The following is a 20,609-nucleotide window of genomic DNA, read 5'->3' as shown; positions in this document are numbered from 1 at the left end:
TCAGCCCTTCTTCTTCGGTCCCGAGGGCTCCCCGGTGGCCATCCAGGCGGCGAGTTCCAGCTGGATCCGCCGCGCGGCCTCCTCGGCGGCGCGCTCCTGGGCGTCCTGCTGGGCGGCGACGGAGGCATAGGGCTGGTCGGCGGAATCATAGGTCAGCTCAACCCGCACCCGGCCCTTCTTGGCCGCCGCGCCCGACGGCAGGCGCGTCAGGATGTAGTCCGCGGTCATCACGTACTCATAGCGGCTGGCGACATTGTCGGTGCGAACGCCACGCGGGTAGCGCGTCTCGGCGATCGCCAGCTGCATCCGATAGGCCGCGGGGGCCGCGCGGTTGCGGCCGAAGGCGTCGTCCAGGTGCTCGCGGATCAGGAAGCCGGCGCGGCCGTCGGGGGCCGTCACCTCGATCGCCGCCAGGCTAGCGACCACGCCACGCTGGGCATAGAGCGGGGTGAAGCCGCAGGCTCCGAGCCCGAGGCCGCCGACCGCCAGGGCCAGGACGAGCAGGCCCCGCATCAGCCGGCCACGATGTTGACGATACGATCTTTCACCACGATCACCTTGCGGATGGTCAGGCCCTCCAGGCGCCGTGCAATCTCCGGGTCGTCAAGCACGATCTTCTCCACGTCTGCCGGTTCCGCCCCCGCCGGCGCCGAGATCTCGCCCCGCCGCTTGCCGTTGACCTGCACCGGCAGGATGCGGACGGCGTCCTCGGTCAGCGCCGCGTCGAACGCCGGCCAGGCGGCCAGCGCCACCATGCCCTGTCCGCCGACGCGGACCCAGCACTCTTCCGCCAGGTGCGGGGTGAACGGAGCGATCAGCCGGGCAAAGTCTTCCAGTGCACGCTGACGCTCAACGACCATTGCTGCCGAGGCGCCATTCGCGGGATGCGCCTTGAGTTGGTTCAGAAAGCTGTAGAGGTGCGCGATCGCTGAATTGAACCGGAATGATTCAATTGCCTGAGTGACGGCTTTCACGAGCTTATGCCGCTCTCGCCGCAAATGATGGACCGAGGGCTGCTCGCCCTCCAACCACTGATCCGGGAGCGCCGGCTGGCTTTCGAATTCCTCCCAGACCCGGTTGACGAAGCGCCAGGCGCCCGCGACGCCGGCCGTCGACCACTGGCTGTCGCGCTCGGGCGGGCTGTCCGACAGCACGAACAGCCGCGCGGCGTCGACGCCATAGACCTGGAAGATCTCGTCGGGGGCCACGGTGTTCTTCTTCGACTTCGACATCTTCTCGACGTCGCCGATGACCACGTCGGCGCCGTTTTCCAGCAGCCTCGCGCGCCGCGCATTGCCCTCGACGATGACCTCGACCTGGCTGGGCTCCAGCCACTCCCCGCTCTGTCGGCGATAGGTCTCGTGGGTGACCATGCCCTGGGTGAACAGGCCGGCGAACGGCTCGCGCACGCTCAGCTGTCCGTCGTCGGCCAGGGCCTTGGTGACAAAGCGGGCATAGAGCAGATGCAGGACAGCGTGCTCGATCCCGCCGATATACTGGTCCACCGGGAGCCAGTAGTCGGCGGCGGCCTTGTTGATCGCCTCGTCGGCCTGCGTGTCGACGAACCGGGCGAAATACCAGGAACTGTCGACGAAGGTGTCGAGCGTATCGGTCTCGCGCGTCGCCGCCCCGCCGCACGTTGGGCAGGTGGTGTGCTTCCAGGTCGGATGCCGGGCCAGCGCATTGCCGGGCGCGCCGAAGTCCAGGTCGTCGGGCAGCGCCACCGGCAAGGCGGACTTGGGCAGCGGGACGACGCCGTCGGTCGCGCAATGCACCACGGGAATCGGACAGCCCCAACCCCGTTGGCGGGCCACGCCCCAGTCGCGCAGGCGATAGACCGTTGCGCCCGCGCCCTGGTCCTGCGCCTCGATCCGGTCGATCGCCGCGGCCTTGGCGGCCTCGATATCCAGCCCATCGAGGAAGTCCGAATGATAGATCGCGCCGGGCCCGGTATAGGCCTCGTCGCCAACCTGGAAGGTCGCCGTGTCCTCGCCCGGTGGGAGCACCACAGGGATCACCGGAAGGCCATATTTCCTCACGAAATCAAGGTCGCGTTGATCGTGGGCCGGGCAGCCGAAGATCGCGCCGGTTCCATAGTCCATGAGGATGAAATTGGCGATCCATACGGGCAGGTTTCGATCCGCATCGAAGGGATGCTGCACGACCAGGCCGGTGTCGAAGCCCAGCTTCTCGGCGGTGTCGATCTCCGCCTGGCTGGCGCCGCCCTGTTTGCACTGGGCGATGAAGGCGCTGGCAGCGGGGTTGTCGGCGGCGATCCGCACAGCCAGGGGATGATCCGGCGCCACGCCGACGAAGCTCGCGCCATAGAGCGTGTCCGGCCGGGTCGTATAGACCTCCAGGCCGGCTTCGACGCCGGCGGGCGGCGCCCCGGCGAAGGCGAAGGCGAACTTCAGGCCCCGGGACCGCCCGATCCAGTTCTGCTGCATGACGCGGACCTTTTCGGGCCACCGCTCAAGCGTCGCCAGGTCGTCGGTCAGTTGGTCGGCATAGTCGGTGATGCGCAGGAACCACTGGTTCAGGCGGCGCTTCTCCACCGGCGCGCCGGAGCGCCAGCCGCGGCCGTCGACCACCTGCTCGTTGGCCAGCACCGTCTGGTCCACCGGGTCCCAGTTGACGACGCCTTCCTTGCGATAGACCAGGCCGCGCGCGAACAGGTCGAGAAACCACGCCTGCTGCTTGCCGTAGTATTCGACATCACAGGTGGCGAACTCGCGCGACCAGTCGATGCTCAGCCCAAGCTCTTTCAGTTCGCGGCGCATGCGCGCGATATTGTCGTAGGTCCAGCCGCGCGGATCCACGCCGCGCTCCATCGCCGCGTTCTCGGCGGGCAGGCCGAAGGCGTCCCAGCCCATGGGGTGCAGCACGGAAAAACCCCGCGCGCGCTTGAAGCGGGCGATCACGTCACCCAGGGCATAGTTGCGCACGTGGCCCATGTGCAGGCGCCCCGATGGATAGGGGAACATCTCCAGCACGTAGTATTTAGGCCGGGCGGGATCCATCACCGCGCGGAAGGCGTCGGCGTCGGCCCAGGCCTTGCGCCATCGGGGCTCAGTGTCTTTCGGGTTGTAGCGGGCCATCGTCAGAGGCTTTGGACCGGAGTTGGACGTCCGGTCAACGGCGATCCGGCCCCAGTGCGCACCGCGCGCTGGTCACGCGCGGCGGTCAGCCTTTGATATTCGAGAGCCGCAGCTGGCGGGCCCGCGTCAGGATGGCGTTTTCGATGTCCGTCTCGGTCTGGGCGGCCGAGGGGGCGTCGATCCAGCCGCCCGCGCTGTCGCGAGTCTGTTTGAACACCGCGACGTTCAGCCCGTCGGCCCGCAATCGCGCGTCCAGGATATAGACGGTGCATTTGAAGCGCTCAGTGGGCTTTTCGGGGCTGGCGTACCAGTCGGTGATCACCACGCCGCCATAGGGGTCGGCCGAGGCCAGCGGCATGAACGACAGGGTATCCAGCGTCGCGCGCCACAGATAGCCGTTGACGCCGATCGCCGGGGCGTTGCCGTCGGAGGCGGCTCCCACCTTGGCGCCGCCGCTGAAGGGGAGGGGAATGTGCGAGCAGCCCGCCAAGCCCACCAAGCCCAACAAAGCCAGGGCTACGGCGCTCGCCGCTCCGCCACGCATCCCGTAACCGCGCACAAACGGCATATGTATCGGTCTCCAATGATTTCCGAAGCGCTCGATCAAGCGCCACGGCGCCGCCCCACGCCCGGCCCTCTATAACAACGCCGGGTCCGGCACCAAACAGGAATCGCGTGGCCCTGCCGCCACAGGCGCCGCCCATCTTATCGTTAACCGCGCGACGGAGGCGGTGAGTCGGTTGACCTTGGACCCGACAGTTCATTAATCGGCAGGGACCGTGCTCGACTCCGGGGACAAGTTCCGGAGCTGTGAAGGCGCGGTGTTGGTGCTATTGGGTCTGGGCATGTCCGTCCGCAGGTTCGCAAGGCTGATCGCCTCGACCGCCCTTGTGGGCGCGGCCGGCTTTCTCGCGAGCGGCGGCGCGGTCCTGGCGGCCGACGCCAGGGGCAAGTCCATCGATTTCACCGTGAGGACCGACACATCGGCGATTGCGCCGCTCTCCCAATCGCTGAAATGGGACGCCGCCAAGGGCCGTTGGGGCGTGACGCTGGACCTGCGCCAGACCTCCACCCGCGAGACCAACCTCAACGACATCCAGGCCGGCGCCTACTACCGCATCACCCCGTCCCTGCGGGTTGGCGGCGCCGTGGCCTTCGGCGATCAGCAGGTCCCCTCAGGCCTGCGGGCGACAACGCCGGACGGTGGCGCGCCGCGGGTCCAGCTAGAGACCAAGTTCAAGTTCTAAACGCCGCCACCGCCGCCAGGCCCACAAGCCCCGAGTCCTTCAGGCGCCGCGCCGTTTTCTCGGTGATCCCCCCCAGCCCATAGACCGGCCCGCCCGCGCGGCGCACCAGTATCGCCATGCGGACCGGCCCCAGCGCCGCCCCCGCCGAGGGGCTGGCGCTGACGAAGGCGGCGGAGACCACCACCGCATCGGCGCCCGCCGCCAGCGCGCGTCGCGCCGCCAGGGTCGAATGGGCCGCCGCGGTGATGATCCAGCCAGGATTGGCGGCGCTCAGGCGCCGCGCCCTGTGGGCCAGCCGCTGCGGCAGATGAACCCCGTCCGCGCCCAACCGCGCCGCCAGTCGCCCATCGGCGCCGATCAGCAGCTTCAGTCCGCGGTCCCGGGCGATGGCCGCCAGCCGCGCGCCCCGCGCCTCGGCGTCGGCGGCGCCGAACGTCCGGAAGACAATGGCCGCGCCACGCGGCAGCTGTCGCGCAATGGCCTCGGGATCGGGCGTCCGCGCCGGATCGGTGAAGAACAGCAGTTCGGGCAGGCCCTTCGGCGCACCCTTTCGCACAGTGGCGCGGCGCCCTAGGAATTGCGCGGTCCGCTCAAGGGTCCAGAACGTCTGCGACATGGCCGCTTCCTCCGCCGATGCCTATTCAGACGTGGTGGCCCGGATCGCCCGCGCCACGCAAGCCGCCCGTCGCCCGGCCGGCGAGGTGACCCTGGTCGCCGTCTCCAAGATGCAGCCCTGGGAGGCCATCGCCCCGGTGCTGGCCGCCGGCCAGACCGTGTTCGGTGAAAATCGAGTGCAGGAGGCGACGGAACGCTGGGCCGAGCGGCGCGCGGACCTGACTCTGCACCTCATCGGCCCCCTGCAGACCAACAAAACCGCCGGCGCCGTGGCCCTGTTCGATGTCATCGAGACCCTCGACCGCGAGAAGCTCGCCCGCGCCCTGGCCGACGCCGTCCAGAAGCAGGGCCGCTCGCCGCGCCTCTACGTCCAGGTCAACACCGGCGAGGAGCCGCAGAAAGCCGGCGTGATCCCGGCGCAAGCCGACGCCTTCATCGCCCTGGCGCGGTCCGCCTATGGCCTCGCGCCCGAGGGCCTGATGTGCATTCCCCCGGCGGGCGAGCCTGCCGGCCCGCACTTCGCCCTGCTGGCCGGGATCGCGGCGCGTAACGGGCTGGCAAAGCTCTCAATGGGCATGAGTGACGACTTCGAGACAGCCATCGCCCTTGGCGCCACGAGCGTCCGCGTGGGTTCGGCGGTGTTCGGGGCCCGGGCTTAGGGCTGGATCGCCACGGCGTCGCCGGGGCGCGCCGCCGCCAGCAAGGCTTCGAGGTCCGCCCGCGCCAGCGCCACGCAGCCCTCGGTCGGTGCGTACCCCGGCCGGGCGATGTGGGCGAAGATGCAGGATCCCAGCCCCGCCACTGGCGGGTCGTCGTTGTGCCCCAGCACCAGCACCAGGTCGTAAAGCTCGTCATCACGCCACATGGTCTCCGCGCTCGCGCCATAGGGCAGCGTGACCGCGCGGTTGTAGGCGGGGTCGCCTGGCGCGTCGCACCAGCCGTCGTCGGGGCGAATGAGCCGGGTCGCCAGCGCGGTCGCGGGCGCCGCGCCCCGGTCTGGCCGGTAGAGCACGCGCCGCATCGGCCATACGCCCAGCGGCGAGGCGAGGTCGCCCTCGCGCTTCTCTGACGCCGGCGTGACCCCGCCCTTGCCGAGCGCGCAGCGCACCCGTCGTCGGCCCAGGTCGAGCCAGCCGTCCGCTGTCACGGCAAAGATCATTGCCCCTCCAAAACCCCCAAGCCGGGCCAAATCCCCCGGCCGGGCCAAATCCCTTTGCCCGCGCCAGTCGATAGGGTGCATGGTCTTTCGCCATGGCTCAACGCAAGACCCTGCTCATCGTCGATGACGACGCGGACCTGCGCGGCGCAGTCGCCGAGCAGCTGCGGGCGGAGGATTTCACCACGCTGGAGGCGGCGACCGCCGGCGAAGGTGTCAGGCTCGCCCAGACCGAACGCCCGGACCTGATCCTGCTCGACCTCGACCTGCCGGACTTCGATGGCCGCGAAGCCTGCCGCCGGATGCGCGCCGCCGGCATCGCCACCCCGGTGATCATGCTGACCGCCGCGGGCGAGGACGACGACACCGTCCAGGGCCTCGACGCCGGGGCCAACGACTATGTCACCAAGCCCTACAGGTTCGCCGTCCTGCTGGCCCGCATCCGCGTGCAGTTGCGCGACTACGAACATTCGGAAGGCGCGGTGTTCCGCCTGGGCGACTATGAGTTCCGCCCGGCCGCTAAGCTGCTGTTGGACCCGCAGGGCCGCAAGGTCCGGCTGACCGAGAAGGAAACCTCGATCCTCAAATACCTCTACCGCGCCGGCGAGAAGCCGGTGTCGCGCGAGGAGTTGCTGGCCGAGGTCTGGGGCTACAATGCCGGCGTCACCACCCACACCCTGGAAACCCACGTCTACCGCCTGCGCCAGAAGATCGAGTCCGACCCCGCCAGCGCCCGGCTGCTGCTGACCGAGGCGGGCGGGTACCGCCTGGCGCCGTAAGTTTCTCTCGCTCATGGGGCGCCGGCAACGAAGCGCGCTGAGGAAGGCGACCACGGTCTGAGCCGACCCTTCCGACGCGTGCGCCACCGCCCCCGAGGAGGCGAATTGGCGCCTGCTAAAGCACCAGGTCCGCGCTCACCGGCGCGTGGTCGCTGGGGCGCTCCCAGGCGCGCACGTCGTCGTGGATCCGCGCCGCCGCCGATCCCAGCCGGAACGCCGCCTCGCGCACACCCGGGGTCACCAGGATGTGGTCCAGGCGCAGGCCCCTGTTTGACTGGCGGAAGTCCTGGGCGCGGTAGCTCCACCAGGACGCCAGCTTCTCAGGCTCGGGATGGGCCTCGCGCATCAGGTCGATGAAGCCCAGCGATCCGCGCAGCGCGGCCATGGCTTCGATCTCCATCGGCGTATGACTGACGATCTTTGACATGTATTTGTGGTTCCAGACGTCGTTCTCGCCCGGGGCGACGTTCAGGTCGCCGACAATGGCCAGAGGCGCCTTGGGATCGCGGCGGGAAAGCTCGGCGGTCAGCCTTTCGTAGAAGTCGAGCTTGTGATCGAACTTGGCGTTGGCTTGCCGATCCGCCACGTCGCCCCCGGCCGGGATGTAGAAATTGTGGATCTCGACGCCTTCGACCACGGCGCCGACGCAGCGGGCATGGCCTTCCCGGCAGACCTCCAGGGGCGGCGCGTCCTCCAGCGGCAGGCGGGATGCGATCGCCACCCCATGCCAGCCCTTCTGGCCGGCGATCTTCAGGTGCGGCAGGCCCATATCGATGAAGGCCTGCCGAGGAAACTCGCCCTCGCGGCACTTGATCTCCTGCAGGCACAGCACGTCGGGCGCCTGTTCGGCGACGAAGCGGGCGGCCTGCTCGGCGCGCAGGCGGACGGAGTTCACGTTCCAGGTGCACAGGCGCAGGCGCATGCCGCTCAATAGGGGTCGGGACCAGGGTTGGGAACAGGGTTGGCGACGAGCGGGAAAAAGAGACGCCCGGGCACTGGAGGAGCCCGGGCGTTCAGTGGTTTCTCATGCCGCCGCCGGGAGGGGATAGAGACCGGCACGGGTCCCTCGGTACGATCAACGCGCCAGGGGCATAGTGATAATAACGCCACAGATAAAACAAAAGTCAAGCCCGCAAAACTTAAAACTTGATCGTGGCGAACACGTCACACCTTGCCGCGACCGACGTTCTTCGGCCGGGGATCCTTCAGCACGAACAGCGCGGGATCGAGGCCGGCGGTCGCCGCCAGGCCCGCGAGCTGGATCCGGGTCGCGCGGCCCTGGGCGTCGGTCACCGACCAACCCGCCAACGCTAGGGGCGCGTCGGTGAAGGACAGCGTTATCTGCCCCGCGGTCTGGCGGCGACCGTCGCGGGCGGTGATCGAGAACCCGTCGCTGGCGCGGTCCACGCGGGTCACCTGCACGCCCTTGTCGAGGCGGATGGTCTTGGCCAAGAACAGGGACAGCGGCGTGGCCATCAGCGGATAGGCGTCGAAGGTCTTCAGCCGACTGTCGGCCACCGACACCGTGCCGCCGTCGCTGACCACCAGCAGACCGGACGGCGGGTCATAGGCGAATCGCGCCTTGCCCGGTCGCTTGAGGAAGAGTTCGCCCCGGCTGGTCGCGCCACGCGCATCGGTCTGGGTGAAACGGCCCCGCGCCTCGCCCAGGGCCTGGAGGTAGGCCACCGCGCGATCTACCAGGACCTGGTCCGCGGCGGAAAGGGCCGGGGGCGGCGCTGGGGCGGCGCGCGGGCTCAGCGGCGGGATCGCGGCGGCCGCGGCGACCAGCGCGAACAGGCGCCGCCGGCTGGTCATCCCCGAACGCTTGACGGCTGAATTGCTCATGGGATCAGTCTCGCCGGCCATCATGGCGTCAGCATGGCCTGGCCCCCCGCGCCCGCCAAGCCTCAGAAGGCGCCGGTGCGGCTGGGCGCCAGGCGGAGGTGGACACCATCGGGCGCGCCAACGCCGCCCGGGCAGGCCGCAGGCCTCCAGGCCAGGTCGTAGCAGAGCCGCACCTCGGAGAGCGCGCCGGCGCGGGTGGTCTGCACGAAAACGGCCGACGCCTTGAAAGCCGGGTTGGCGGCCACAAATGCGCCGCGCACCGCACCGGCGGTCAGCGCGTCGGGGGCGATGGCCTCGATCTTCGGCAGCCGCAGCGCGTCGTAGAGCCGCGCGGCCTGGCCGAAATAGGCCCTCGGGTCGGCGAAGCCGCAGGCGCCGTGCGCCTGCCATTCGTGCTGCAACAGCACCGTCGAGGGCGTGCGGCAGAACATCTTGCGCACCGTGGCGGCGTCGATGGCGCCGACAGGGCGGCAATAGCGCGGATAGGGCCTGGTGACCCCATTGGGCCACAGGCCATGCAGCGAAAAGCCGAACGCCCGGCGGCAGTCCATCTGCTGGGCGCTCGCGCCGACACCGCCCTCGGCGCACCACTGCGGCGTCCAGTTCAGCGCCAGCAGATAGAAGGCGTTGGTCACGCCGCTGACCACCTCATCGGGGTCTGGCGACAGCACCGGCGCAGGGGTCAGGCCGGCGGGCGGTGAACAGGCCGGTCGCGCCAGAACAGGCAGCGCGACAACCGACACGGCGGCGGCCAGGATCAGGGTCAGACGCATCGCGATACTCCTGGCGCGGGGCGCCGTGGCTTCAAGATTCAACCCTGGACTGGTCCTTGGGACAGTTCGAGCGCGCCGAACTCTCGGGACGGCGCGCCTGGCCTGCTCTTTCCGTCTGGTCCGTGGCCCGACTCGCCGCCGCTAGGGCGCGGCGCTGACCAAAATCTCGCGCTTGCCGGCGTGGTTGGCGGGGCTGACCACGCCCTCCTGCTCCATCCGCTCGATCAGTGAGGCGGCGCGGTTGTAGCCGATCTGCAGGCGGCGCTGGACATAGCTGGTGGACGCCTTGCCGTCGCGGGTGACGACGGCCACGGCGCGGTCGTAGAGGTCGTTGGATTCCTCACCGCCGCCGAACCCTTCGTCCCCGCCGTCGCCGCCGGCCTCGTCAGGGGCCGCGGTGACCTCCTCCAGGTACTGGGGCTGGCCCTGTTCGCGCAGGAACCGGGCCACCGCCTCGACCTCGCCGTCGGAGACGAACGGCCCGTGCAGCCGGGTGATCCGCCCGCCGCCGGCCATGTTGAGCTGGTCGCCCTGGCCCAACAGCTGCTCGGCGCCCTGTTCGCCCAGGATGGTCCGGCTGTCGATCTTCGAGGTCACCTGGAAGCTGATCCGGGTGGGGAAATTGGCCTTGATGGTGCCAGTGATCACGTCGACCGACGGCCGCTGGGTGGCCATGATCAGGTGGATGCCGGCGGCCCGCGCCATCTGCGCCAGCCGCTGGACGGCGCCTTCGATCTCCTTGCCGGCGACCATCATCAGGTCGGCGACCTCGTCGATGATCACCACCAGCATGGGCATCGGCTCTGGGACGATCTTCTCGCTTTCGTAGATCGCCCGGCCTGCGTCATCGAACCCGGTCTGCACCGTGCGCTCGAAATGCTCGCCCTTGGCGGCGGCCTCGCGGGCGCGCTCGTTGTAGGAGGCGACGTTGCGCACGCCGATCTTCGACATCCGGCGATAGCGGTCTTCCATTTCGCGCACGGTCCACTTCAGCGCGACGATGGCCTTCTTCGGGTCGGTGACCACCGGCGCCAGAAGGTGCGGGATGCCGTCATAGACACTCAGCTCCAGCATCTTCGGGTCGATCATGATCATCCGGCACTGGTCCGGCGGCAGGCGATAGAGGATTGACAGGATCATGGCGTTGACCCCCACCGACTTGCCCGACCCCGTGGTGCCGGCGATCAGCAGGTGCGGCATCCGCGCCAGATCGGCGATATAGGGCTCGCCGCCGATGGTCTCGCCCAGCGCCATGGGCAGGGTCTGGCCGCCGCGCTCGTACTCAGGACTGGCCAAGAGGTCGCGCAGATAGACCGTCTCGCGCTTCTGATTGGGCAGCTCGATGCCGATGGCGTTGCGGCCCGGCACCACGGAAACCCGGCAGGCCGCGACGCTCATGGACCGCGCGATGTCGTCGCTGAGCGCCACCACCCGGGCCGACTTCACGCCGGCGGCCGGGACCAGCTCATAGAGGGTGACGACGGGGCCGGGGCGGATCTGGTCGATGGCCCCCTTGACGCCGAATTCGGCCAGCACGCTTTCCAGCAGCTGGGCGTTCTGCCGCAGGGCGCCTTCGTCGAACTGGGCCGAGCGCGGCTTGGGCTTGGCCAGCATGGATAGCTCGGGCAGGGCGAAGCCCCCTGGACGGGCGAACTCGAAGGTCGACTGGGCTTCGCGAAGTTCTCGCGGGGAGTCCTTGGCGCCCACCTTCGGCGGCTTCACCCTGGGGCCAGCGCCGACCTCGGCGGGTGTGGGCGCGGGATCGAGAGCGGCGTCGGGGATGCCGCCCTCCAGGCGGCCGCGCGCAGCGACCCGGGCCGCGCGCTCAGGCTTCACGGCGGCCCTCGGCCGGGGTTGCAGGGCGCGGGCCAGCGCCTCGCCAAGGCCCCGCAACTCGGCGCGGCGCAGGCCGATGGCGTAGCCCGCGGCCGTCAGACCGAGCACGGAGAAGATCACGGCGGCGATCGGCCGGGCGATCGGCAGGTGCGCATAGGCCAGGAGGTTCGCCAGGCCGGTCAGCAGGCCGTCGCCCCAGAATCCGCCAAGCCCCCTGGCCAGGGGCCAGGCGCTCGGCGGCGCCGGCCAGGCCAGCGCCGCGGCCAGGGCCAGCACGCCGGCGGCGCCCACCAGGGCGCGCAGCCGCAGATGGCCACGGCTGCTCGCCGGTTCGGCGGCGGCGACCCGGCAGAGCCCCAGGATCACCGCACTCAAGGCCAGCAGCCCCGAGGCGAGCCCCAGGGACTGCACCCCCAGGTCGGCCAGGGTCGCGCCGGCGGCGCCGAGCGCGTTGCTGGCGGTGGCGGGACCGGCCGCATTCAGGCTCGGGTCGGCGGCGTTATAGGTGACCAAGGCCACGGCCAGGCCGGCGCCGGCCGCCGCGGTGATTCCGCCGCGCAGCCGCGCCGCGCCCGGGTGGGTCCAGGCCAGGCCGGCGATGTGCCAGGCCAGCGCCATGCCGGTCTTCCGCGCCGCCCGCGCCATGCCCAATCTCTCCCGCTGCAATCCGCGGACCTGTTTCGCGCCAAGATCCTTAACGGCCATTTACCATGCCGACCCGTCGATCACGATTTGCGACCGGCGGGCGCCGGCACTAGGGTCCGCCGATGCAATGGTCCATGCCCCCCCTCGTCCTGCGGATCGTCGCCGGCCTGATCGGACTGGTGGCGCTCGGCGCCTTTACCCTGGGCATCGTCAACGCCCCGCAGCGCGGTCGCCTGCCCGGCGAGAAGCCCGCCGCCAGCGGCGCCGCCGTGGCCCCCATCCAGGCCACCGAGGCCACCCCGCTCGGCCAGGATCGCATCGAGGGCAAGCCCCCCCCGGTCCCGCTCACCGAAGAGGAACAGGCCAAGCTCGAGGCGGCGAAACAGGCCAAGGCCGACGCCGACGCCGCCAAGGTCGCCGCCGCTGGGGCCGCCCCGGCTGCTGTGACGCCCACCGTCGCGCCCGCCGCCGCGCCCGCGCCGCCGCCCTCCGCGCCCCCGGGCGAACCACCGCCCCAGGAAGAAGCCCCGCACTAGGATGACATCGGCGGAGGGGTGCTACCCCACCCCGTTCGCCCTGAAGTGCGCCAGCATCCTGGCCCACCCGTCGGCGGCGGCCTTGGGGTCGTAGCTGGGGCGATAGTCGGCCAGGAAGCCGTGCTGGGCGTCGGGATAGACGACGATTTCGCTGCCGGTCTTGCCGGCTGCCTTCAGGGCCACGCGCATCGCCTCGATGTCGGCCTGCGGGATGCCCTTGTCCTGCCCGCCATAGAGGCCCAGCACCGGGGCGTGCAGGTCCTTGACCAAGTCGATGGGCGCGGTGCGCGGATAGGCGCCGGCCTTCAGCGGCCCGTACCAGGCGACTCCGGCCTTGAACTGGGCGAACCGCTCGCAGCAGAGCCAGGTCGCCCCGCCGCCCCAGCAGAACCCGGTGACCCCCAGCCGCTTCATGTCGGCATAGGGCTGGGCGGACAGGTACTTCAGCGACGCGGCGGTATCGGCGGTCACCTGAGCTTCGGGGGTGGCCTGCACGATCTTCAGGATCGCCGGAAAGTCGGTGAGCTTGGACGGATCGCCGGCGCGGACGAACAGGTCGGGCGCCAGCGCCACATAGCCGGCCTTGGCCAGCCGGCGGCAGATGTCCTTCACCCACTCATGGACGCCGAAGATCTCGGAATTGACGAAGACCACCGGGTGCTTGCCGCCCCTGGAGGTCGAGGGGGCGGCGGGCCGGGCGAGATAGCCTGGGATTTTGCGGTCGCCCGCGTCGATCTCGACGGTGGCTGTGACGAGCCCGGCCTCGTCGGTATGGATCGGCTCGGCGTTGACGTCGAACGCCGCCACCGCATAGCCGCCGGCCAGCGCGAGCGCGATCGAACGCCGCGTGAGATCCAGATCGCCGGCCCAGTTGCCGTCCGCGCGCGTGAGAGTGACCATGAGTGGCTTCCGCTCCTTGTTGGGGTCGAGGCCCGCCGATCCTGCTCCCAGGGCCCGCCCTAAGTCAAAGCGCGCCGACCCCTCAGAAGTCGCGGAGAGCTTGCGCGCAACCCTTGGTGGGCTCATCGGAGGACATGACCTCAGGGGAACGAGCGCCGGGCCAGGCTTCGATCGCCGCGCGCCGGCCACGGCTGACGCTCGCCCTGGCCGCGGTGGTCGGCCTGACCGCCTCGTTCGGGCTTCAGCAGCTTCCCCGGACGGGTGTGAAACTGCGACTCACTCCCGTCGTCCAGGCCGTGCTGAACGATCCAGGCTCCCCCCGCGTCGGCCCTGCCGCGGCAAGCGTAACCGTCGTGATTTTCACCGACTACCAGTGCACGATCTGCAAAGCGACGGATCCGGCCCTGGAGCGGCTGCTGGCCTCCGACGCTGACGTGCGGGTGATCTTCAAGGACTGGCCCGTCTTCGGCCCGGTGTCGCGCACCGCGGCCCGCGCCGCGCTGGCGGCCGACCGGCAGGGCAGGTACCTGGCCTTTCATCGCGGCCTTATGAGCGCGCGCGGCCGGCTCGACGCCGACCAGATCCGCCGGATCGCCATCGCCGCCGGCGTCGACTGGCCCCGGCTGGTGGCGGACGAGGCGGAAGGTTCGGCGCGGCTGGACGCCCAGCTTGCCAGGCACGCCATGCAGGCCTGGTCGCTCGGCGCCGAAGGGACGCCGGCCTACCTCGTCGGGCCCTATCTGCTGATGGGCGGCCTGAACGATCGGCGTCTCGCCCACGCGGTGCGCGAAGCCCGGCGCGCAGGGCCGCCCGCGCCGTGAAGACGTCCATGACGCCGCCGCCCCGCCTGCGGGCGCTGGCCTGCCGTCCGCTCACCACCGGCGAGCGCGGCCTGGCGCACGAAATGTTCGGGTCGGGCCTCGACGCCGCGCCCGTGCGGCTGCTGGCGCTGCCGGTCTGGCCGCGCGCCTTCGTGGCTGGCCCCCGGCTGATCGCCTGGCCGGCGCGCCACGCCCTGGCGGATTTCGCCTGCGCCCCGCTGCCGGTCCAGGCGACCTTCGTCCACGAACTGACCCACGTCTGGCAGGCGCAGCGCGGGGTGCGCCTTGCGCTGGCGAAACTCCGCGCCGGCGACGGCCCTGCAGCCTATGCCTACGACCTGGCGGACGGCCGGGCCTTCGCCGAGCTCAACATCGAGCAGCAGGCGAGCGTCGTCGAGCACGCCTTCCTGGCTTCGCGCGGGGCGGCGACGCCGTTCGCGCCGTACCTCTACGCCCAGGCGGCGCCTGCCTGGCGCGAGGTTTGATCGATCCGCCCGAGGCGATTGGAGACTTTCGCCCTTGCGGCCCCCCCGAATTTCCCCATATCGGCAGGCGACGCGGGGTTCCGTGCGAGGAAACCTCCTCGCCGGCCCCGCCGGACCTATCGAACCGGACCTATCGAATCGGGGACATTGCAATCGCTGAGGCGCTTCATTTGAAGGCTTCCCCGCAACGTCCGCCAACAAGGAGCGAGCTGGACTCTCAATGAGCAAGATTATCGGTATCGACCTCGGCACGACCAATTCGTGCGTCGCCATCATGGACGGCAAGACGCCCAAGGTGATCGAGAACGCCGAGGGATCGCGGACCACACCCTCGGTCGTGGCCTTCCTGGAGGACGGCGAGCGCCTGGTCGGCCAGCCCGCGCGGCGCCAGGGCGTCACCAACCCCACCAACACCCTGTTTGCGATCAAGCGGCTGATCGGCCGCAACTTCGCCGACCCGATGGTCGAGAAGGACCGGGGCATGGTGCCCTATGAGATCGTCAAGGGTCCGACGGGCGACGCCTGGGTTAGGGCCCACGGCAAGGACTATTCGCCCCAGCAGGTCTCGGCCTTCATCCTGCAGAAGATGAAGGAAGCCGCCGAGCAGTATCTGGGCGAGAAGGTCGAGAAGGCGGTGATCACCGTGCCGGCCTATTTTAACGACGCCCAGCGCCAGGCCACAAAGGACGCCGGCAAGATCGCCGGCCTGGAAGTCCTGCGGATCATCAATGAGCCGACCGCGGCGGCGCTGGCCTATGGCCTGGAAAAGAACGAGGGCAAGAAGATCGCCGTCTACGACCTGGGCGGCGGCACCTTCGACGTCTCGGTGCTGGAGATCGGCGACGGCGTCTTCGAGGTGAAGTCGACCAACGGCGACACCTTCCTGGGCGGCGAGGACTTCGACATGCGGATCGTCGATTTCCTGGCCGATGAGTTCAAGAAGGAGAACTCGGTCGACCTGCGCAAGGACAAGCTGGCGCTGCAGCGCCTCAAGGAAGAGGCCGAGAAGGCCAAGAAGGAGCTTTCCTTCACCACCCAGTACGAGCTCAACCTGCCCTTCATTTCGATGAACGCCAACGGCCCGCTGCACCTCAACATCAAGCTGTCGCGCGCCAAGCTGGAAGCCCTGGTCGAGGACCTGGTGGCCAAGACCATCGGTCCCTGCGAACAGGCGCTGAAGGACGCGGGCCTGAAGAAGTCCGACATCGACGAGGTGATCCTGGTCGGCGGCATGACCCGCATGCCCAAGGTGATCGAGACGGTGAAGGCGTTCTTCGGCCGCGAACCGCACACCGGCGTCAACCCCGACGAAGTCGTGGCCCTGGGCGCGGCCGTGCAGGCCGGCGTCCTGCAGGGCGACGTCAAGGACGTCCTGCTGCTCGACGTCACCCCGCTGACGCTGGGCATCGAGACCCTGGGGGGTGTGTTCACGCCCTTGATCGAGCGCAACACGACCATCCCGACCAAGCGCTCGCAGACCTTCTCCACGGCGGACGACAACCAGTCGGCGGTGACCATCCGGGTGTTCCAGGGCGAACGGCCGATGGCCCATGACAACAAGATGCTGGGCCAGTTCGACCTGGTGGGCCTGCCGCCCGCCCCGCGCGGCGTGCCGCAGGTCGAGGTGACCTTCGACATCGACGCCAATGGCATCGTCAACGTCTCGGCCCGCGACAAGGCGACCGCCAAGGAACAGTCGATCCGCATCCAGGCCAACGGCGGCCTTTCCGACGCCGACATCGAGGCCATGGTCAAGGAAGCCGAGGCCAACAAGGCCGAGGACGAGAAGCGCAAGGCCGGCGTCGAGGCCAAGAACCAGGCCGACGCGGTGATCCATTCCACCGAAAAGGCGCTGGCCGAGCACGGCGACAAGGTCGGCGCGGAAGACCGCACGGCGATCCAGACCGCGCTGGACGACCTCAAGGGCGTCATCGAGGCGGGCGACGCCGAGGTGATCGCCGCCAAGACCCAGACGCTGATCCAGGCCTCGATGAAGCTTGGCGAGGCGATGTACAACGCCCAGCAGGGCGGAGGTGAAGGCCCGGCCTCGGACGCCGATGCGGCGCACGCGGCGGGCGGCGAGGACGTGGTCGACGCCGAGTTCGAGGAAGTCGACGGCGACGACCACAAGAAGTCGGCGTGACAACGCGCCCCATGGCGGCGCGCCGCATCCTTTGCGATGACGTCGTCACCGGGGACGTCGCCGCGCTTGCGGAACTGGGGACCCCCGCCTGCTCGGCCAACAGCCTTGCAGTCGGGCGGGGGTCATCCCACCTTGCCCCTGAGCCACACGCCACCCACTCCACCCTTGGGCGCCTGACGGATTGATGCGCGACTATTACGAAATCCTCGGGGTCGACCGGAGCTCCGACGACGGCGTGCTCAAGGCGTCGTTCCGCAAGCTGGCGATGGAACATCATCCCGACCGCAATGGCGGTTGCGAAGAGGCCGAGGGCCGCTTCAAGGAGATCAACGAAGCCTATTCGGTGCTGTCGGACCCGCAGAAGCGCGCGGCCTACGACCGCTTCGGGCACGCCGGGGTCAATGGCTCGACGGGCGGCGGCGGCGCGCAGTTTCACGACGTGGGCGACATCTTCAACGAGGTGTTCGGCGACGTCTTCGGCGACATGTTCGGCGGCCGGCGCGGCGGCGGCCAGGAGCGCGGCGGCCCGGCGCGCGGCCAGGATCTGCGCTACGACCTGGAAATCACGCTCGAGCAGGCCTACGCCTCCGCCGAGGTGGAGATCACGGTTCCGGCGGCGCTCACCTGCGAGGCCTGTTCCGGCTCGGGCGCAAAGCCCGGCACTGCGCCTTCGACCTGCAACAGCTGCGGCGGCGCCGGCCGTGTCCGCGCCACCCAAGGCTTCTTCTCCATCGAGCGCGCCTGCCCCCGCTGCGGCGGCTCGGGTCGGCTGGTGCTCGATCCCTGCGCCGACTGCCACGGCATGGGCCAGGTCCGCCGCGAGCGGACGCTGTCGGTGCGGATTCCCGCCGGCGTCGATGACGGCGCCCGCATCCGGCTCGCCGGCGAGGGCGACGGCGGCGCGCGCGGCGGCCCGCGCGGCGACCTCTACATCTTTATCTCGGTGAAGCCGCACGAGCTGTTCGAGCGCGACGGCCTGGACCTCCTGTGCACGGTGCCCGTGCCGATGGCCGTGGCCGCGCTCGGCGGCGAGATCGAGGCGCCCTGCCTGATGGGCGGTGAAAACTGCGACGGGAACTGCAAGGTGCCGGTCAAGGTGCCGGAGGGCTCGCAGACCGGCCGCACCGTGCGGCTGAAGGGGCGCGGCATGCCGTCGCTGCGCTCGCGCGAGCGCGGCGATCTGGTGGTCGAGCTGTTCATCGAGACGCCGGCCAAGCTTACCGCCCGCCAGAAGGAACTGCTGCGCGAATTCGCCGGTCTGTCCACCGAGGCCCAGCACCCCAAGAACGCCAACTTCGCCGGCAAGGCCAAGACCTTCTGGGACAGCGTCAAAGGCGCCTGATCCGCGTCAGGCTTCATTTGCGGCCCCGCAGCCTTTCGGCTAGAGCATGTCTCCGCGCGGAAACGCACCCGTAGCTCAGCTGGATAGAGCGTTGCCCTCCGAAGGCAAAGGTCACACGTTCGAATCGTGTCGGGTGCGCCAGCGGTCCCCAACAGACCTTGCGGTCGGAGTCCTCAGGCGGATCGGCCCTCGACCGGGGTGTCCGGATAGGCCAGCTGCTCGCGGGCCATCCAGGCCGGGGTGACATAGTTGAGGATCAGCGACTTGCGGACGCCGGGGATCGTGCGCCGCTCGAAGCCGTGCCAGGTCTTGTCGGAGGGGACGAAGGCCAGAGCTCCGCCGGGCACGAAGGGCGCGCGGTGCGACCAGGTCTCGCCGTCGAGATAGACGTCTGTTCCCAGGTCCGGCTGATCGGCAGGTCCCAGATAGTAGAGCAGGGTGAACTTCTTGACCCCCAGGTCGGTGTGCGGCCGCAGCCAGAAGCCGTCGGTGTCCTGGGCGTATTCGATGCGCAGGCAGCAGCCGCCCAGCCGCGCGCCGGTCAGGTCCTCGATGGTCGCCACGGTGGCGCGATCCTGAAAAGCCTCGGCGAGCGAACGGCAGACGGGATGGGCGGCGATGGCCTCGGCGTCGATATAGCGGCGCGTATTGTTGTGGATTTCGCGCGAGCCGGACACGCCGTCCAGCGGCGGCGGTGCGAAGGGCAGGCCGTTCAGGCCGGCGGCCACGTGATCGGGCAGCACATCGCGCAACAGCCAATGCCGATAGGGATCGTCATCGGCGGCCGCGGCGCGTAGAGCGGCCGCAAAGCCGTCGCGACAGGCGTCGCGATCAACCGCCGACACATCCTGCGCGGGCGCCGTCACGGGTTCGACATCAAGCAAGGCCAGTGGACTTCTCCGCGTTGATCTGGTCGCCTCGCCCGATCAGGGCTCACGCCACAAGGACGCCGCAGCCGGTCGATCACCTCAGCCACCGTCAGGCTAGGCGGTGTAAGGTCGCAGCGCCGGCCCCACCTTCGCAAGCGGAAATCCCTTCAGTCGCGCACGCGCCAGCCAGGCGATGCAGCGGCGGCCCGAACCCCGGGTCTCGGCGGGATCTTGTATATCAGCGCCAGACGCCGGGGGAAATCTCCGCGGGGCAGCCCTGAAGCCAGACATCGTGGCGGGGTCCGGAGACCAGGAAGGCAGTATAGCGCTGATTGCCGCCGATGCCTCCGGCCCGTCCAAGCTCGCCGGCCGGCGACACCGAGGTGAAGCAGCGCAGCACATCGGCCCGCCGCAGCCTGCGCGATATATCGACCACCAGGCCCGGGCGAGTGAAGTCCGGCCGAGGCGTATCGTCGCTCCAATAGCGATCACGCTCGATAAGCTGCAGGAGCGGCGCGGCGACGCCCCCCGCCAGCGCCAGCTGGGCGAATTCGCCGTAGCTCTGGGTTCCCACCCAGGCCGCGCCGGTCGCAACCCGCAAGGCCTCGACGTCGCGGGAAAACCGCGGCCAGCCGCGCAAGGCCAGTGAAGGATCGGCGCCGCCCAGCAGAGGTGGGCCAGGGGCGGCCATCAGGACGAGAATCGCGGCCCCCAAGCCGAGCCCTATCGCCGGGGTAAGCCGCGCGGCGATCCGGCCCAGGCGGGTCCGCTCTGAGCGTTCCGCCGCCACCGCCGCGCAGATCGCCAAGGCGCCGAAAAGCGGAACCGGCCAGTGACCCTGGACGCGGGCATGGACGGCATGGATCAACATGTAGACGGCGAAGGGCGCAGAGGTGGCGATCGGCAGCATCAGGTGGACGGCGCCGGACTTCGCGCGCTCCCGCCACCCCAGCCGCACGCCCTGAAACGCATAGATCGCGATCAGTGGCGTCAGCAGCAGAAACTGGGCGGCCAGGAACTCGGCGATGTGGACGGGCGCAGCCCCGTGCGGGGCGACGCGGCCGAACTGCTTGATGAAGGTGATCCAGTGGTGATCGGAGTTCCAGACCACATTGGGCGCAAAGACAAAGATCGCCAGCAGCGCGCCTTCCCAGGGACCGGGGCGTCTCAACTCGGCCCGCCCGCCGGGGATCAGCCACAGCCAAAGCAACACTCCGGGCGCCAGGAACAGACCGGAGTATTTGGACAGCACCGCCAGGCCCGCGGCCGCGCCCGCCGCCAGCCACCAGGTGGCGCGGCCTTTTTCCCAATAGTGCGCCAGGCACCACAGGGCGACGGTCCAGAAGAGGCTCGCCGGGGAGTCCGGCGTCGCCAGCATGCCGCCGACGCAGACGGTGAGGGTGGCGTTGTACCAGAGCGCGGCGCGAAACGCGGTGCGCGCCGGGGCGCCCCGGCGCAGCGCCCGCTCGGCGCTAAACCAGGGGGCGGCGCCGCGGGCCCGGGCCGGCCGCAGCCCGAC

The 20,609-nt window shown here is 69.8% G+C and carries 20 protein-coding genes and 1 tRNA gene; 9 read left to right on the top strand and 12 right to left on the bottom strand.

Annotated elements, in window-relative coordinates; translation table 11 throughout:
- The 3 genes from lptE to RMN86_RS11315 form a co-directional block, all read right to left on the bottom strand.
- Entirely contained in the window at positions 1-513 is a 513-nt protein-coding gene (lptE, locus tag RMN86_RS11325) for an LPS assembly lipoprotein LptE (RefSeq protein ID WP_309605952.1), read from the bottom strand.
- Positions 513-3,098, bottom strand: a complete 2,586-nt coding sequence (gene leuS / locus RMN86_RS11320; protein WP_309605951.1) for a leucine--tRNA ligase — start codon at positions 3,096-3,098, stop codon at positions 513-515. The genes lptE and leuS overlap by 1 nt, the downstream gene beginning before the upstream one ends.
- An 85-nt stretch (positions 3,099-3,183) precedes the next feature.
- Positions 3,184-3,666, bottom strand: coding sequence for a DUF3576 domain-containing protein (locus RMN86_RS11315; protein ID WP_309605950.1), 483 nt, complete (start codon positions 3,664-3,666; stop codon positions 3,184-3,186).
- Positions 3,667-3,943: 277 nt separating this feature from the next.
- Here RMN86_RS11315 and RMN86_RS11310 point away from each other — a divergent pair, with 277 nt between their 5' ends.
- Positions 3,944-4,345, top strand: a complete 402-nt coding sequence (locus tag RMN86_RS11310) for an NtrZ family periplasmic regulatory protein (RefSeq protein ID WP_309605949.1) — start codon at positions 3,944-3,946, stop codon at positions 4,343-4,345.
- On the opposite strand, the gene RMN86_RS11305 is transcribed toward RMN86_RS11310, so the two are convergent.
- Positions 4,335-4,961 (bottom strand): thiamine phosphate synthase, encoded by a 627-nt coding sequence (locus RMN86_RS11305; RefSeq protein ID WP_309605948.1) that lies wholly within the window; start codon positions 4,959-4,961, stop codon positions 4,335-4,337. The two genes, RMN86_RS11310 and RMN86_RS11305, sit on opposite strands and share 11 nt — an antisense overlap.
- Here RMN86_RS11305 and RMN86_RS11300 point away from each other — a divergent pair.
- On the top strand, positions 4,960-5,619 hold the full coding sequence (locus RMN86_RS11300) for a YggS family pyridoxal phosphate-dependent enzyme (RefSeq protein WP_309605947.1): 660 nt from the start codon (positions 4,960-4,962) through the stop codon (positions 5,617-5,619). The genes RMN86_RS11305 and RMN86_RS11300 overlap by 2 nt on opposite strands.
- Here RMN86_RS11300 and RMN86_RS11295 read toward each other — a convergent pair.
- A complete protein-coding gene (locus RMN86_RS11295) occupies positions 5,616-6,119 on the bottom strand; it encodes a L,D-transpeptidase family protein (RefSeq protein WP_309605946.1) in 504 nt (167 codons plus the stop codon). The genes RMN86_RS11300 and RMN86_RS11295 overlap by 4 nt on opposite strands.
- A gap of 92 nt (positions 6,120-6,211) precedes the next feature.
- Between RMN86_RS11295 and RMN86_RS11290 the strand changes: the two genes are divergently transcribed.
- Positions 6,212-6,895, top strand: coding sequence for a response regulator transcription factor (locus RMN86_RS11290; RefSeq protein WP_309605945.1), 684 nt, complete (start codon positions 6,212-6,214; stop codon positions 6,893-6,895).
- A gap of 115 nt (positions 6,896-7,010) precedes the next feature.
- On the opposite strand, the gene xth is transcribed toward RMN86_RS11290, so the two are convergent.
- From xth to RMN86_RS11270, 4 genes are all read right to left on the bottom strand, one after another.
- A complete protein-coding gene (gene xth / locus RMN86_RS11285; RefSeq protein WP_309605944.1) occupies positions 7,011-7,817 on the bottom strand; it encodes an exodeoxyribonuclease III in 807 nt (268 codons plus the stop codon).
- A 242-nt stretch (positions 7,818-8,059) separates the two neighbouring features.
- Positions 8,060-8,740 carry an outer-membrane lipoprotein carrier protein LolA gene (locus tag RMN86_RS11280; RefSeq protein ID WP_309605943.1) on the bottom strand — a complete coding sequence of 227 codons (681 nt, stop codon included), beginning with the start codon at positions 8,738-8,740 and terminating at the stop codon, positions 8,060-8,062.
- Positions 8,741-8,802: 62 nt separating this feature from the next.
- On the bottom strand, positions 8,803-9,513 hold the full coding sequence (locus RMN86_RS11275) for a ribonuclease T2 family protein (protein WP_309605942.1): 711 nt from the start codon (positions 9,511-9,513) through the stop codon (positions 8,803-8,805).
- A gap of 141 nt (positions 9,514-9,654) precedes the next feature.
- The gene (locus RMN86_RS11270; protein WP_309605940.1) at positions 9,655-11,994 is read right to left on the bottom strand and encodes a DNA translocase FtsK; all 2,340 of its coding nucleotides are present in this window, start codon (positions 11,992-11,994) and stop codon (positions 9,655-9,657) included.
- A 134-nt stretch (positions 11,995-12,128) separates the two neighbouring features.
- Between RMN86_RS11270 and RMN86_RS11265 the strand changes: the two genes are divergently transcribed.
- Entirely contained in the window at positions 12,129-12,530 is a 402-nt protein-coding gene (locus RMN86_RS11265) for a hypothetical protein (protein ID WP_309605939.1), read from the top strand.
- A 21-nt stretch (positions 12,531-12,551) separates the two neighbouring features.
- Here the strand turns inward: RMN86_RS11265 and RMN86_RS11260 are convergent, their stop codons facing one another.
- Positions 12,552-13,430, bottom strand: coding sequence for a dienelactone hydrolase family protein (locus RMN86_RS11260; protein ID WP_309605938.1), 879 nt, complete (start codon positions 13,428-13,430; stop codon positions 12,552-12,554).
- 134 nt (positions 13,431-13,564) lie between these two features.
- Here RMN86_RS11260 and RMN86_RS11255 point away from each other — a divergent pair, with 134 nt between their 5' ends.
- The 5 genes from RMN86_RS11255 to RMN86_RS11235 all read left to right on the top strand — a co-directional run bounded on the left by RMN86_RS11255 (position 13,565) and on the right by RMN86_RS11235 (position 18,362).
- Positions 13,565-14,251 carry a DsbA family protein gene (locus RMN86_RS11255; protein WP_309605937.1) on the top strand — a complete coding sequence of 229 codons (687 nt, stop codon included), beginning with the start codon at positions 13,565-13,567 and terminating at the stop codon, positions 14,249-14,251.
- Between the two features lie 8 nt (positions 14,252-14,259).
- Positions 14,260-14,736, top strand: coding sequence for a hypothetical protein (locus RMN86_RS11250; RefSeq protein WP_309605936.1), 477 nt, complete (start codon positions 14,260-14,262; stop codon positions 14,734-14,736).
- Positions 14,737-14,956: 220 nt separating this feature from the next.
- Entirely contained in the window at positions 14,957-16,879 is a 1,923-nt protein-coding gene (gene dnaK, locus RMN86_RS11245; protein ID WP_309605935.1) for a molecular chaperone DnaK, read from the top strand.
- Positions 16,880-17,063: 184 nt separating this feature from the next.
- Complete coding sequence (gene dnaJ, locus RMN86_RS11240) at positions 17,064-18,221, top strand: molecular chaperone DnaJ (RefSeq protein WP_309605934.1); 1,158 nt, start codon at positions 17,064-17,066, stop codon at positions 18,219-18,221.
- Positions 18,222-18,285: 64 nt separating this feature from the next.
- A tRNA-Arg gene (locus RMN86_RS11235) sits at positions 18,286-18,362 on the top strand.
- A gap of 32 nt (positions 18,363-18,394) precedes the next feature.
- Here the strand turns inward: RMN86_RS11235 and RMN86_RS11230 are convergent.
- Together RMN86_RS11230 and RMN86_RS11225 are read right to left on the bottom strand one after the other, a co-directional pair.
- Positions 18,395-19,105 (bottom strand): hypothetical protein, encoded by a 711-nt coding sequence (locus RMN86_RS11230; protein ID WP_309605933.1) that lies wholly within the window; start codon positions 19,103-19,105, stop codon positions 18,395-18,397.
- Between the two features lie 223 nt (positions 19,106-19,328).
- Positions 19,329-20,609, bottom strand: a 1,281-nt coding sequence (locus tag RMN86_RS11225; protein WP_309605932.1) for a glycosyltransferase family 39 protein, incomplete at its 5' end; no start/stop codon positions are given.

It is taken from the genome of Phenylobacterium sp. (assembly GCF_031360265.1).
Taxonomy (GTDB): domain Bacteria; phylum Pseudomonadota; class Alphaproteobacteria; order Caulobacterales; family Caulobacteraceae; genus Phenylobacterium.
This window is presented reverse-complemented; position numbering and strand designations above follow the sequence as displayed.

Coding starts and splice junctions, on each gene's coding strand:
- lptE (WP_309605952.1), bottom strand. CDS start 513: ATGCGGGGCCTGCTCGTCCTGGCCCTGGCGGTCGGCGGCCTCGGGCTC.
- leuS (WP_309605951.1), bottom strand. CDS start 3,098: ATGGCCCGCTACAACCCGAAAGACACTGAGCCCCGATGGCGCAAGGCC.
- RMN86_RS11315 (WP_309605950.1), bottom strand. CDS start 3,666: ATGCCGTTTGTGCGCGGTTACGGGATGCGTGGCGGAGCGGCGAGCGCC.
- RMN86_RS11310 (WP_309605949.1), top strand. CDS start 3,944: ATGTCCGTCCGCAGGTTCGCAAGGCTGATCGCCTCGACCGCCCTTGTG.
- RMN86_RS11300 (WP_309605947.1), top strand. CDS start 4,960: ATGGCCGCTTCCTCCGCCGATGCCTATTCAGACGTGGTGGCCCGGATC.
- RMN86_RS11305 (WP_309605948.1), bottom strand. CDS start 4,961: ATGTCGCAGACGTTCTGGACCCTTGAGCGGACCGCGCAATTCCTAGGG.
- RMN86_RS11295 (WP_309605946.1), bottom strand. CDS start 6,119: ATGATCTTTGCCGTGACAGCGGACGGCTGGCTCGACCTGGGCCGACGA.
- RMN86_RS11290 (WP_309605945.1), top strand. CDS start 6,212: ATGGCTCAACGCAAGACCCTGCTCATCGTCGATGACGACGCGGACCTG.
- xth (WP_309605944.1), bottom strand. CDS start 7,817: ATGCGCCTGCGCCTGTGCACCTGGAACGTGAACTCCGTCCGCCTGCGC.
- RMN86_RS11280 (WP_309605943.1), bottom strand. CDS start 8,740: ATGAGCAATTCAGCCGTCAAGCGTTCGGGGATGACCAGCCGGCGGCGC.
- RMN86_RS11275 (WP_309605942.1), bottom strand. CDS start 9,513: ATGCGTCTGACCCTGATCCTGGCCGCCGCCGTGTCGGTTGTCGCGCTG.
- RMN86_RS11270 (WP_309605940.1), bottom strand. CDS start 11,994: ATGGCGCGGGCGGCGCGGAAGACCGGCATGGCGCTGGCCTGGCACATC.
- RMN86_RS11265 (WP_309605939.1), top strand. CDS start 12,129: ATGCCCCCCCTCGTCCTGCGGATCGTCGCCGGCCTGATCGGACTGGTG.
- RMN86_RS11260 (WP_309605938.1), bottom strand. CDS start 13,430: ATGGTCACTCTCACGCGCGCGGACGGCAACTGGGCCGGCGATCTGGAT.
- RMN86_RS11255 (WP_309605937.1), top strand. CDS start 13,565: ATGACCTCAGGGGAACGAGCGCCGGGCCAGGCTTCGATCGCCGCGCGC.
- RMN86_RS11250 (WP_309605936.1), top strand. CDS start 14,260: ATGACGCCGCCGCCCCGCCTGCGGGCGCTGGCCTGCCGTCCGCTCACC.
- dnaK (WP_309605935.1), top strand. CDS start 14,957: ATGAGCAAGATTATCGGTATCGACCTCGGCACGACCAATTCGTGCGTC.
- dnaJ (WP_309605934.1), top strand. CDS start 17,064: ATGCGCGACTATTACGAAATCCTCGGGGTCGACCGGAGCTCCGACGAC.